Below are 13,661 nucleotides of genomic sequence, written 5' to 3'. Positions count from 1 at the left end.
TCCTCCTGTTTATTGCTGCATGGCTTGCTTAAAGCCGGCGATTTCCTTGGCAGCCTGTGCCGCTACGTCATCGCCGATCTTTTGTATAACGGTTTTGGAATCCGTATTTTTGGCGAGTGCATCGCCGATGGCGGTGATGAAGATCTCCCAGCTCTTATTGTCTACCGGAGTCAAATGCTTGATAGGAATATCATTGCTGAGCTGCTCATACAGCTTGAATTCCTCCTGGCCGCCTAAATATTCGTTTTTGGTGTTGGCATACCAGTCCAGGCCGGAAATATCCTTGTAGCCAGGCTGAATCGAATGCTTGGTCCAGATTTTCCAGGCATTCTCGCTGCGCATGGACCACTGGATGTAGGCCCAGGCAGCTTCCTTGTTCTTGCTCTGCGCAGGAATGACGAAGCTTGATCCGCCCATACCGACGTTAATGCCTACCGGCAGACGGGTTGCCCGCCACTTGCCGGCCAGTTCCGGGAAGGTCTCCTGCAGTCCGCGCGCACCGAACGAGCCGGATACGATGCCGACCATGTCGCCCTTCAGCACCAGCTGCTTGCCTTCATCGGTGGTGTAGCCGAGATGCGGAGCCCATCCGAGCTGCTGCCCGCGTTTGGTAATATCGAGCACCTTGACCATTTTGTCTGTGTTGCGCAGCCAGTTCATATCCTTATCAAAGTAGCCGACCTCATCCCCGGCCCAGACAATCGGGCCGTCGCTCCATTCCATGAAGTACTTGCCGTTTGCCTTGAGAATCTGCACCAGGTTCAGGAAGTTCTCTTCATCCTGCATGTATTCGCCAAGCTCGGCAGGTTCGCTGGGCAGGCCCAGCTCTTCAAAAATATCAGCACGGTAATAATACACACCAGGCGTCATATCCCAAGGCATACCAAGCAGCTCGGAGCTGTCCGGTGTCATCCAGCGCTCCCAGTTGAAGGGATGGACGAGATCCTTGTACTGGCCGGCATTATAGGGCTCCTCCAGCAAATTCTCCAGAACGTGGCCGGTCATATAGCGGTGAAGCTGGTACATTTCCACCTCCGCCACATCCGGTGCGCCGCTGCCTGCGGCAATGGTGGTCTGCAGCTTGTCATGCAGATCTCCAAAAGGCATAACCACGGTGTTCAGCTTGATGCCGGGATATTCCGCCATAAAGGCCTGGCCGATCTCATCAAAGACCTGCTCATTGAAGGCCCAGACCGTTACTTCACCGGTGATATCCTTGCTTGGCAGGGCGTCAGCGGCGCTGTTTCCGGCGGCGGTGTTATCACTGGCAGCCGGAGCTGCGGTAGCTTCACTCGCAACAGTATTTGTTTTATTTTGGGTGTTAGATGAATTATTGACTGACGATGTGGCAGGCGCGCTGCTGCAGGCTGACAGAAGCATCATTCCCGTCAGCAGTACCGGCAAAGCGAGATTTCCCCTTTTTTGAATCATCAAACAAACCTCCCCTTATAATGTGCTAATCATTGCAAAGTCTATATTAAACGAGCTGCTTCCCCTGATAAGTCACTGCCCTCCTTCCTTGAATCTGAGTACCGTTACTGAGAATTTAGGGAATGCATACTCCAGACTGCCGTCTGTTACGGTTACTTCACTGGTTTTGGGAGCTATGAGGCCAGGCTCCGAAAAGCTGTTCTCGTCAACGGGCTGGTTGGCGGCAAGGACGAGGGCGCTCCCCTGGAGCTGACCTGTAGGCACTCCTGTTAACGCAAGCGCTGCTGTCAATGCGTTCCCGCTGCTGTTAACTACCTTGACAATAATATCGCCGCTGGCCAGCTCGCGGCTCGCCGCCGTGAAGAGCGGTCCGGTGGAGAGCTGATCCTTTATTTCATGCACCAGCTTGCCGTCGAGGTAGGCGCGGATGGTGGTGCCGGACAGCTCAATGCGGATATCGTACCATTTACCGGAAGCGATGCTAACCGGAACGCTCTGTCCGATTACGGACCGGGTGCCGCCAACCGATTTCTCAATAGCGCTTACCGTATTGCCCCAGCCGCCGATATTCCACCAGTAGAAGTTGTCATTCTCCTTCGCGCCGAACATGATCAGCATGCCTTCGGCCCCGTCGGCTTTCCTGGCCTTGACTGTAAGCGTGTAGTTGTTCCAGGAGGATTCGCCTGCCATTGCACGGGCATCGATCGCGCTGCCGGTCTGACGCAGGAGTCCGTCACTGTGCTCCCAGCTTCCGCTCTGCATCTCCCAGCTGCCGGTCTCCTGATCCAGGCTGTCCTCAAGAAGCGTCACGCCGTTCTGTGAGACGAGCAGGTCGTTATACTCAACCTGCGTTGACCAGGCCCCCAGGCCAATGGCACCTTCAATGACTGCCTGCTCAGCTTCCGTCTGACCGTGTGTCTTCAGAGCGGAGGGCAGAACAACATCGCCTTTATTACTGCCGAACATCTGCTGCACATGATAGGAAGGCGTCCCGTAGCTGGCTGCCGAATTAAAGACAATGGCATCGGGATTCCAGGTCCGGTCTTTATCATGCACAAACAGCGGGGCATAGGAGGACATCAGGACAATATCGGAATTGCGCTCCATACCCAGCATGAAGGCAGCTTCACCAAGTGCCGCATTCATATTTCCCTGGCCGGCACCCTTGGTCACAGCATACTCACCGACATATATGCCAGGACCGCTGCGGTCATAGGAGTCATAACGGTTCGCATTGCTCATGAACCACTCCGAGGATTCATAATAATGCTCATCAATGATTTCTATCGGCTCACCCTGCACCGCCATATTGGCAATAATATGGATCTCAGGATATTTCGCTTTGATGGCATCATAGAACAATCCGTACCGTTGTCTGTATTCCGCAGGCTGGAAGTTGTTTTCGTTGCCGATCTCCACATAATTCAGGCCGAAAGGCTCCGGATGGCCGTTCGCCGCCCGCTTGGCGCCCCATTCGCTGCTGACCGGCCCGTTGGCATATTCGATGGCATCAAGCACATCCTGTATCCACGGCTGGATTTCGGCAAGCGGAACGGTATTGGCCTTGGCTACCGGATCACCGTCATGGGAGATTCCGATATAAGCTACGTATAGAGGCTCTGCCTCTAAATCCTCAGCCCACTGCAGATACTCATGGAAGCCGAGCCCGTCTGAGGAGCGGTAATTCCAATAGCCCTGATGGCCGGGACGTGTCTCAAGCGGGCCGATCGTCGTCTTCCAGCGGTAGGCGCTCTCCGGTGTTTTGCCTTCTACAAAGCAGCCCCCCGGAAAACGGACGAACGACGGCTGCATGGCCGCCACCTTCTCCGCCAGATCGATTCTTAAGCCGTTCTCCCGGTCCTTCCAGGTTGCAGGGAACAGCGAGACCATATCCAGATACACCGTTCCTTGCTCCGATGCCGAGATGAGCATGCGCGCATTGGCCGTAGTGCCTTTGGCTACCAGGGTGTAGCTGTATTGGTTCCACCCTTCCTTAAGTGCCGGTACCGGCTGAGCGGCGTAGACCTCTGTACCGTCCGGACTTTCCAGTGTGATATTGAGCGGCAGCTGTGCCCCGGGCTCGGGCCGGGCATAAAAGGATAAGCGGTATTCTGCCCCTTCCTGCAGAGCGATTCCCCAGTAGCCGTTATTTACGGCTGATACCTGGCCGCCTTCGGCCGCAGCCGCTACGGTCAATACCAGCGCCCGGGTCTGTGCATCATTCAGCAGCTGTGTGTCACTTAGGGTTACGCTTCCCCGGCTCCCGCCGCGTTCTTCTGCCCACCAGTTAAACAGGGTGTCGGGATGATCCTCAAAGGAACGGTTGGAGATCAGCTCGGCATACAGGCCGCCGTCTCCGGCATGGTTAATCTCTTCAAAAAACGCCCCGTAGAGCATCGGGCTGATAACCGCCCCGGGGTTCGCCGTATCCACGGTCAAGCTGTATGCGGCAGGACCGCCGCCCGGCGGGCTGTCCGTTTCCTGCGGCTGCTGCGCCTCCCGTTCATCCGGCTTAGCCTGCTGTCCGGCGGACTGCTCTGCCGGCGGTGCACCTGAGCTGTTTGCGTAATATAGCGCTCCGCTGGCAAGCAGCAGGACAACCAGCAAGGATAAGGCTGGTATGTGCTTTTTATTCTTCAGCGTTGCTCCCCCTTTACTCCCTGGCTCTCTGTTCAATTAGACCACTTGTTTTAAATACATCTAAAACCATTTCCTTAAAAAACCATTTGAATCCGTTTCCAAAGCTAAATTAACACAATAAAAACCAGTTGTAAATGAATAACACTAAACCATTTTATACTTTAATGAATATAAATCGTTGGGAAAGCTGATAAATCTGTGGAAAATATATGCTTTTTTAAAACAAAGAAGTGACAATAAAAATATGCTTTTAGTTAAATTTAAAATAAAGGGTTATTTTCCAGTGAAACCGCTTTAATTTGTCCAACAAAATTTCTTTTGCTTTAGCTTTCTTTTTTTTATTCAGTTCATTTAAAAATAAAAAAAACTTTGAACTTTATGGGCAGACGCTTCCCTAATTTTCCATTGTCGTAATACTTCCGCCCTGTTTGTACGTACCGCCGTATGCGATGATAAGGACATCAGACGGCCGGGATCATCAGAATCCGGGACGCTTGAGCCTTCAGGCTATTGCGGTCCTTCCTTCTAACTCACTGTAAATGATTTAGGGCCGCAGCTTTCCTGAAGGATGCTTATCCGGAGAGGAGGCGTCCAGGCTATCGTATTTCCTTCCTTCTAAACCCAGAGGATGATCTAAATAGGGATACGGCTTTCCTGGACACTTTAAAATGAACATAAACACGATTTATTTACGTAGAGCGCGCAAGATCATTGTGGAGAAGCACACCGGAAACGGGCGGCTGGCAGACGGATATTTGGCGGCGGCGGCCCGTAATTTGGAAGCATTGGGCTTTGCCCTGTCTCCTGACCTGTTCCGTGCGGTGAGCGTGCTGCCGAAGGAAGATTTTGAGGTGCTGTATGATCAGCTGGCTGCGGATTTAAAAGTGATGCTGGGTGCGCATGTAGAGTATGAACCGATGTATCCCGGGTTTCCGGAGCAGGTCATGCTGGAGCATGAGGCTATTCTGTATTTAAATGCGATGTACCATTACTATACTTGGGATCTTCCGGCATACGACGGGTCTGCTGAGAGAGAGCCGCTGCAGGAGCAGGTGAAGCTGAAGACGGTTGGGCTTGGGGACAGAGAGGATTTCTCCCTGATGCTCCGCCGGCTTATTCAGGCTAAAGGCTCGATTTCCGCAGCCGATAAAGAGGATATTGATGCCGTAATAGCGGCGCTTGAACCAGAGGAGCTGGAGGAGATTCTGCCGGCAGACATTCCGTTCAAGGAAAATACCGCGTTCGTGGCGTCATCGCTCCTTAAGCATGACAAGGCTAACCTGGCGCGGCTGGGGCGGTATTTCAAAACGGCTACCGATGTGCTGCGCCTGGCCGCAGCCTGGTCGGATGGTGATGTCAGCCTGGCGGCCCCGGTGCGTTTCCGCAAATTCAAGCGCAGCGAACGCCGTCTGCTGCTTGGCCTGCTGGAGCAATGCCAGCCGCTGACAGAGGATATGCTGAGATATAAGGACCGCTGGATCCGCCTGGGCGAGATTCTGCACCCGTCCGAATATAAGCAGCGGTATGCGCGCTGTGAGGAAGCCTGGGATATTCTGCGGAACAATAAGCCGTGTACAACCTTTAACAGCAGTGTGGAGCTGGCGTTAAAATATAAGCAGGTATGGATGCGCTGGATCTGCTGATCCAGCGTCCGGGTGAATTGGCACGGAGACTGGACCATCTGCTGCGCGGAACGGAACACACGGATTACGTTGTGCTGGCCTTTGGCGAAGCGGCGGAGCAGGTAGCGACTCCTGTGCTGCTGCAGGTGAAGAACCATTTTGCCCATCGTCTGGAGGAACGGGAGCTGCGGGTCTTTTTCCCGAAAGGAAATGTAGCCAAAGCCTTTGCTGTGCCTGATACGCTGCCGGAGATTGAGGCCGGGGTCTGTCAGAATATCGTAAGCATATGTGAGCAGGCGTTAATCAGACGTTTTGCAGAGCTGCCGCCTTTGGGCAATACGTACGTGGATGAGCGGCTTAAAAGCTACCATGTACCGTTCTCTCAGAGATCAGCCAGCAAAGCACTGCATACCCTGGTCCGGGGAAGCCGGCTGCCGATGGGGGAGGGGGATACGATCCGCTTTTTCAGCTGGTGGAAGGAGGGAAAGGCCGGCGGGGTGTCTACGGGACGGGTAGATATTGATCTGTCTGCGGTCATGTATGACTCTAACTGGAACTATGTAGAGCATATCTCTTACACAAATCTGCGCTCGACGAAGTATCTGGCTGCACACAGCGGGGACATCGTGTCTGCGCCTCACGGGGCCTGCGAGTTCATTGATCTGCATATTCCTTCTATTATCGAGTATGGCGGAAGATACGTGGTGGCGTCGCTGAATTCCTTCACAGAGCAGCCTTATTGTAATCTGCCGGAATGCTTTACCGGCTGGATGATGCGGAAGAAGCCCGGTTCGGGGGAGGTCTTTGAGCCTTCGACCGTTGCGAATAAAGTGGATGTCACAGCCGATACGCAGATTGCCATCCCAGTCATACTGGATCTGGTGGAACGGACGGTGATCTGGACCGATCTGTCGCTGACGAGAGACCCTAATTATTATAATAATGTGGAGGGCAACCGTAAGGGAATGGTGCTGATCGGCAAAGCGATGACCTCGCTCAAAAAGCCGGATCTGTACGACCTGTTCATGCTCCATGTCAAGGCCCGGGGGCAGCTTGCCGGATCGCCGCGCCATGCAGATACTGTATTTTCGGTAGAGCAGGGGCTGACTCCGTTCGATATTGAGCAGATTATGGCTGAGTATGTGGTGTGAGCGCAGACGCATTCGCCTCCCGCAGCACCCCGGCTCCGCCCGCCGCCATAAATTCCTTAACAAAGCTGTCGAACTCCTCAAGCGGTCTTTCACCGGTGATGAAGGCGATATAAGCCTCGTTGCGCAGCCGGATCAGCTCCGGCCCGCTCTTGACCAGCGCGGGCGTTGCGACCTCCAGGGCATTATAGATGCCGTCCTGCTCCAGTCCAAGTGTAGCCGCCCACTGCTCCCTGCGGTCGTCAGGCATCACCGGTACCGTCATGCCAAGGCTGGCACCAATGGTATTCTGGTAGCTGAAGGTCCGGTCATACGGCGGCAGCACCACCACTTCCTTGTTCAGGCTGTCCGCCCAATCCCAGTGCTCCCCCTGAATGCCGAACTTCATCGCAGTATCCTCCTGCCGGTCGGGGTTGGCGCTGACGTAATCAAGAATCTGCAGGATGGTCTCCAGCTTGCCCGGCTCCTTTACAGCATCTATCCCGATAGCGGTGAAGCTCATAAGCATATCGTAGGCTTTGGAGCCCCGCTTGCCCTCCGGTCCGCTTACCGGACGCCCGAATACGATCCGGGCGTCCGGGTTTTTGGCCGTCAGCTCCTTTGCGTTAAAGGTGGCTGCAACCGGCATCTCCACGGTTTTTCCCAGCTCATCTGTCGTCCATGTGGAATAATCACCGTCCTGAATCCAGTGGTAATAATTGCCCATGGAGGTCATGCCAATCCGGCTGCCTGTAAAGGCATGGGACAAGTGCTTATAGCCGCCCTTATTCTCCCCGGTAACAAACTCCGGATCAATGACCCCATCCTCATACCATTTGCGCAGATAACGCAGCGCTTCCTTCATTTCCGGCTGCAGGGCACCGATGACCAGCTGCTGGTCCTGCCTGCTGAAATAGAGCTGGTCGGCAAAAACAATCTGCCCGAACGCACCAAAGACCACATTCATCCCCTCGAGCGACAGACCGTAGGTGTCCTTGATACCGTTGCCGTCCGGGTCGCCGTTCGCGAAGGCATAGATGACCTTCTCAAAATCAGCCAGCGTATCAGGCACAGTCAGGCCGAGCCTATCCAGCCAGTCCTGGCGGTAGACAACCGGGATACGATAGATATTGGTAGGGTTAACAACGGGTATGCCGTAGTAAGCCCCGTCAATGATGCCGGAATTCTGATAAGCAGCGGCGTTCTCCCGGATTGATTTCATAATATTTGGCGCATAGGTGTTAAGCAGCTCCTGCGGAATTTCCGCCAGCACGCCCTGCTGCCGGTATTTCAGCAGATCCTGGGTCTGCCTGATCCGGAACAGATCGGGAATACTCCCCTGAACGAGCTTCAGATCAAGCAGCGGTTCATATTTATTATTTTCCAGATTCCAGACATCGAGATCGACGCCGAATTTCTGCTCGACTTCACGGACGACTGCCGCATCCTCAGGAACCGGGAGGTTCTGGTGCATCGTCCAGGAGATGGTGTAGCCGGGAGCCGGAGAAGCCTGAGCCGGCGGCTGGTCTGCCGCGTCAGCGGACGGATTGCCCGGTTTCAGGCTGCAGCCGCTGAGCAGAGCCAGGCCTGCGGCAATGACCGGTGCTGCAATCAGGGCGGCATACCGCCGGTAACTCACACTCATTCCATTATCCTCCTTATCAGCTGCAGACCCTCAGGCTGAAGGCTGGCCTTCCTTGACCGTGCGCAAATAGTTCCCCGGAGTGCAGCCATACCTCTCTTTGAACCGTTTGATAAAATAAGCCGCCGTCCCGTAGCCGACAGTGCCGGCAATCTGCTCGACAGTCATGCTGCTGCTCTCCAGCAGCGTTCGGGCATGCTCCATCCGCTGTGCAGTGACATAATCCGTATAGTTGATTCCGAGCTCTTCTTTGAACAGCCTGCTTAAATACTTGGGGCTGATAAATACCCTGGAAGACACGGCATCCAGCGACAGATCGCCGGACAGATGCCCGGCAATATATTCCTTGGCGGCTTCAATGGTTGATACAGCCCGGTCACTGTTGCGTTTATCCGTCTCTGTGATGAAGGCGGTCAGCGAACGGGTAAGCCAGTCCTGAAAATCAAGAATGCTGGACATTCCGATATATTGGCTGTACAGATCGGGATACCCGCCGTTTTCGGGCTTATAGCGGACGCTCTTCAGATAATCGGAGTAGACGAATACGGTATTGCCCAGAATGAAGTGGCAGTAATCAGCCGGGTAGGGGCCTTCCCGCATCGCAGTAATCAGCTGTCCGGCTGTCGAGATAAGCTCATCCAGCTGCCGTGAATGCAGCTTATCCTTGAATTTCACAAGCAGCGCCTGCGGAATCTCATCCAGGCTGTTCTCACGCTCCAGCAGACCGGGAGCATTAAGGACCGGCTGCTCCGGCAGAAAATAAGCATACTTCATGAGCGTCTGCGCCTCAGAAAAGCTGCTGTGAAGCTGCAGAATCTCCGCAGCCCAGCTGCCCCAGGCCTGCTGGCCTCCCTCAGCTGACAAAAGCTGCGAGAGCTGCTCCTGCAGCGGGCCGGCCGGCCCGGCGGCACAGACAATAGCCGCAACCTGCCTGTCCGGCAGCTCCTCAGCAATAATACGGCAGCCGGGCAGTCTTAGGTCTTCGAGCTGCTCAATGATTCCGCCCACCAAGGACTGAATATGAGCGGAGCTCATGTACATCCATGCTTCCCGCGGGCGGACGAGCAGGCAGCAGAACCGGCTGTACTGCGGGGTAATGCCCAGGAGCTGCAGCGCTTCAGCGGTTTCCCCGCGGGTCAAGCCGCCGTCCAAAAGGCTTAGAACGGCATTGCGCTTGATGGCCGGAGCGCTGGCCTGCAGGCTCTCCTCCAGGCTGCTGACCTGCTGGCTCAGCCGGGTGAAGGCGGTATCGATCAGCCTGTAATCATTGGCGGCCGGTTCCGGAACAGGACCGGATAGATCCCTGATCTTGGCGGTGAGGCGCTTGACCGGCTTGTAGTTGACCTTGGCCAGTACGCCTGACAACCCAATGCCCAGCAGAAGAGTGAGCAGGCACAGGCCGAGGATCAGCTGCTGCATTACATTAGACGATGCATAGAAGAAGCTGGCAGGCACAGCGCTGACGATCGTCCAGCCGGCAGAGGGCAGGGGCTGATGGGAGATAACATAGGAGGTATCCCCGATCCTGCTACTGAAGCTTCCGGCCTCTTCTGCAGCCTCCGGCAGCCCGCCTGTACCGAAGCCGGCGCTGCCGGCCTGTTCCAGGGCTTCTCCGGCAACGAGGGCGCCGGAAGGGTCGATGATATAGGTATCTTCATATTGCAAAGGCATCATATTCTCGATAATAGCGCTGATCGCGCTTTGTTTGATATCTATGGCCAGAATCAGATCGCTGTCAGCGCCTGAAGACTGGAAGGGGTAGCTACGGGCATAAGTAATCAGAGTGCTGTGCTTGCCGCCCGGCACGCTGGAGTAGATGTCCTCGGGCACCTCGCGGGCCGGGGTCCACAGGTTGCTGTGCGGGTTATTGCGCATTCCGCCGATCCAGCCGGCAAAATAAGCGGCGCTCTCCCCCTGGTCTGCATCGTATCTCAGACCGTGAAGCGATGAGAGCATAACCTGCTGCTTCGGTGCGTACAGATGCACGGCCTGCACAATATCCGAGTTGCCGGCTACCTCTGCCTTCAGCAGATTCTGCAGCTCGCTTACTTTACTGAGATTGTGCTGAAAGGAAGCATCGCTGAACAGGCGCAGGGCGGAGGTCCGGTCGAGGGACAGCTCAAGGTAGATCTGCTGCACGCGCTGGAGCACCGAGGCCTCAACCGTGCCTGCCGTGTTCTCCAGGATCAGCCGGCTGCTGTTGCGCAGCTCCTCCTTATAGCGGCCCGAGAAATAAATCGAGAACACGGAACAGAGCAAAAGGACAATAACCAGAACGACAGACAGATAGGAAATGGCCAGGCCGGTAAATGCTGAGTTCCATTTTTTCACGGTGTATTCTCCTCCCAGGCGGATTATACACTACCCTCTGACAAGCTTATTCACGATTTGTGTTAACAGAATATTAAATCAGCGAAATCGCCCGTAATGCTCCTAAAGTGATAGAAAGGAGAAATCGTCTTATTGCCGGTCTGCGCACCCTGATGCTACATTGAGACCGATTCGAATCGACTACAAATGATGATAGGAGCTACCCACTTGAACACAAAGACTGCCAAAAAGCTATTATCTGTTGCCGCCGGTTTCGCCATCCTCTCCACTTCGGTTGCCATGCCGCCTGCATCGGCTGCACCCGCGGATTCTTCAGTCCCGGTCCCTGCCGCCCCGGAGTGGGGACATTTCGTTGACAACTACAAGAACAGCACTTCCGTTAATATGGCGGTTTACTCCAACCCCGTTATCGGTGTTCTGTCCGGCTTTCTGAAGCTGTGGACACCGGGGAACTCCTGGGATAACGGCACCAAGCTGAACAGCAGCGTGCTGGATGCCAACATTCAATATGTAGCAGACGTTGCAGCCAAGCGGACCAAAGCAGAGGAGGATATGGCTTACTTCGATGACCGGAGAGGCCAGACCTACGGTGCCGTCGACGGGCTTGGCTCTTTGTCCGAAGTCTACCGCACCATATCGGAAACCTACACCTCGATTAATGAGATTCCGGCTGACGCGACCAAAGTGAAATACAACGATGAAAAAGGATCGAATAAAGGCGGGAATTCCGATTCCGAGCTGGGCGCAATGGTCGATCTGATCGGAAAGCTCCGCGGTAATTATGCTTCAAGCAATCCGTCAAAAGCGTTCTATAACTATATGCGTCCGTTCCGCTGGCTGGATACCTCGGTAATTGTGCCGACGCTGGTTCCGGCGATGAGCAGTACGCCTGCTACGGACGGCGGCTTCCCGAGCGGTCATACCAATGCCTCCTATCTCGCTGCCCTGTCACTGGCCTATGCCGTTCCGGAGCGGTTCCAGGAGCTGCTGACACGCGCTTCGGAAATGGGCAACAACCGGATTGTAGCCGGAATGCACTCGCCGTTTGATGTGATGGGCGGCCGGGTGATGGCGACGGCGCTGGCAGCAGCAACGCTTGCCGATCCTGAGAACGCCGGGCTGAAGCAGAAGGCATACGATCAGGCCCATGAGGTGCTGCTGAAGCAAACCGGAACAGCAGAGGACCGGTTCAGTGATTATGCCAAGAATAAAGCGGAGTTCAACCAGAGACTGACGTACAGCTTCCAGCAGATCGGCTCTGTTACTGAGCCAGCTGCGGTTCCCAAAGGCGCAGAGGTATTGCTGGAGACCCGCCTGCCTTATCTGAGCGCAGAGCAGCGCCGTGCGGTATTGGCAACAACTGCGATTCAGTCCGGCTATCCGCTGCTGGATGATCCCGAGGGCTGGGGCCGTCTGAACCTGTTCGCCGCAGCTGACGGCTACGGCGCATTCAACTCCGATGTGACGGTGTCCCTGGATGCCGGCAAGGGCGGCTTCCATGCAGCAGACCGCTGGCGGAATGACATTTCCGGCTCCGGCGGGCTGACCAAGGAAGGCAGCGGTACATTGACGCTGGCCGGCAGCAATTCTTATACGGGCGGCACGGAGATTAACGGCGGTACGCTGGAAGGCAATACAGCTGCAGCCTTCGGCAGCGGCGATGTGGTGAACAGCCACGGTACCGTAGTTGAGAATGTGTACGGTAAAATCACCATAGGCGGAGACTTCACGCAGGCTGCCGACGGCAAGCTGGAGCTCAATGTTACCGGAGCCGGCGATGTGCTTGAGGTTAAAGGAAAGGTAGCGGCAAACGGAACGCTGCAGGTGGATTTTGAGAACAGCTATGTGCCGGCAGCCGGAGTGCTTCCGCTGATCACGTATGCAGACAGCCAGCGGACCGGCCAGTTCGCCTCGGTTGAGATTAACGGGCTGCCAAGCACACGCAGCGCCCAACTGATCTACCAGAATAACAGCATCGCTCTGGTCGTTACCGACACAACCGTAAGCAACCCGGGCAACGGCGGTACTCCTTCCGGCGGCACGAACAATAACACAGGCGGCACTACGGGCGGAACTGTAGGCGGAACGACTCCGGTAACTCCGGGTGAGCAGCCGGGTACACAGAGCCCTGGAGCAGCTGTGAATCCGTTCCAGTCAGCTGTAATCAGCCAGGAGACCGTACTGAAGACGGTGAGCGATGCCATCGCTGCTACGAAGAATGTGAACACGTCATTCAGCGATACCGACGGACACTGGGGCAGCAGTGCCATTACAGCTGCAGTGAAGCTGCAGATTATCAGCGGGTATGAGAACGGCTCCTTCCGTCCGAATGCCCAGGTTACCAGAGCCGAGTTCTCGGCTATGATTGCCCGTGCCTTCGGGCTGGCTGCAAGTCCGGCAGCAGCTGATTTCACGGATACCGGCTCAAGCTGGGCAGCCGGCTATATCGGCGCTTTGGCGGATAAAGGAATCGTAACCGGCTATGCGGACGGCAGCTTTAAGCCGGGTGCCACCATTACCCGCGCCGAAATGGTAACCATTCTCTCCCGTGTGCTGAATTTCGGCGTGCTTGAAAGCGGCGGGTCAGCTGATTTTACAGATGTAAGCAGTAATTATTGGGCAGCGGCGGCAATTAAGCAGGCAGCCTCAGCCAGGTTGGTTCAAGGTGTATCTGCTTCCTCGTTCGCGCCCGGCCACAATGCGACCCGTGCCGAGGCCGTGACGCTGATCATCCGTGCACTGGAGACAGACAGCTCGGTCAAGGCGCTGATTGATAATTTGTAACAGGTAAAGTGCCTGATAATAACACGGCGCGGCCGAGAGCAGCACTTCCTCTTTTTACAGGGGCGGTGCTGCTTTTCTGTATGT

General features: G+C 55.3%; 5 protein-coding genes and 1 pseudogene. 2 read left to right on the top strand and 4 right to left on the bottom strand.

The features are described from left to right. Positions 1–9 precede the first annotated feature (9 nt). Positions 10–1,431: an ABC transporter substrate-binding protein gene (locus tag R70723_RS30885; RefSeq protein WP_039877955.1), complete on the bottom strand. Its 1,422-nt coding sequence runs from the start codon at positions 1,429–1,431 to the stop codon at positions 10–12. A 72-nt stretch (positions 1,432–1,503) separates the two neighbouring features. Beyond that, the gene (locus R70723_RS30880) at positions 1,504–4,107 is read right to left on the bottom strand and encodes an alpha-L-arabinofuranosidase C-terminal domain-containing protein (protein ID WP_052421532.1); all 2,604 of its coding nucleotides are present in this window, start codon (positions 4,105–4,107) and stop codon (positions 1,504–1,506) included. A 632-nt stretch (positions 4,108–4,739) separates the two neighbouring features. On the opposite strand from R70723_RS30880, the pseudogene R70723_RS31755 reads away from it, so the two are divergent. After that, positions 4,740–6,844 (top strand): annotated as a pseudogene (locus R70723_RS31755) (cytoplasmic protein). Here the strand turns inward: R70723_RS31755 and R70723_RS30870 are convergent. Both R70723_RS30870 and R70723_RS30865 read right to left on the bottom strand, forming a co-directional pair. After that, entirely contained in the window at positions 6,822–8,465 is a 1,644-nt protein-coding gene (locus R70723_RS30870; RefSeq protein WP_039877954.1) for a type 2 periplasmic-binding domain-containing protein, read from the bottom strand. The pseudogene R70723_RS31755 and the gene R70723_RS30870 sit on opposite strands and share 23 nt — an antisense overlap. 30 nt (positions 8,466–8,495) lie before the next feature. Then, complete coding sequence (locus R70723_RS30865) at positions 8,496–10,793, bottom strand: AraC family transcriptional regulator (RefSeq protein WP_039877953.1); 2,298 nt, start codon at positions 10,791–10,793, stop codon at positions 8,496–8,498. A gap of 189 nt (positions 10,794–10,982) precedes the next feature. Here R70723_RS30865 and R70723_RS30860 point away from each other — a divergent pair, with 189 nt between their 5' ends. Then, complete coding sequence (locus R70723_RS30860; RefSeq protein ID WP_039879552.1) at positions 10,983–13,577, top strand: S-layer homology domain-containing protein; 2,595 nt, start codon at positions 10,983–10,985, stop codon at positions 13,575–13,577. Positions 13,578–13,661 lie beyond the last annotated feature (84 nt).

This window comes from Paenibacillus sp. FSL R7-0273 (assembly GCF_000758625.1).
In the GTDB taxonomy this organism is placed as follows: domain Bacteria; phylum Bacillota; class Bacilli; order Paenibacillales; family Paenibacillaceae; genus Paenibacillus_AQ.
This window is presented reverse-complemented; position numbering and strand designations above follow the sequence as displayed.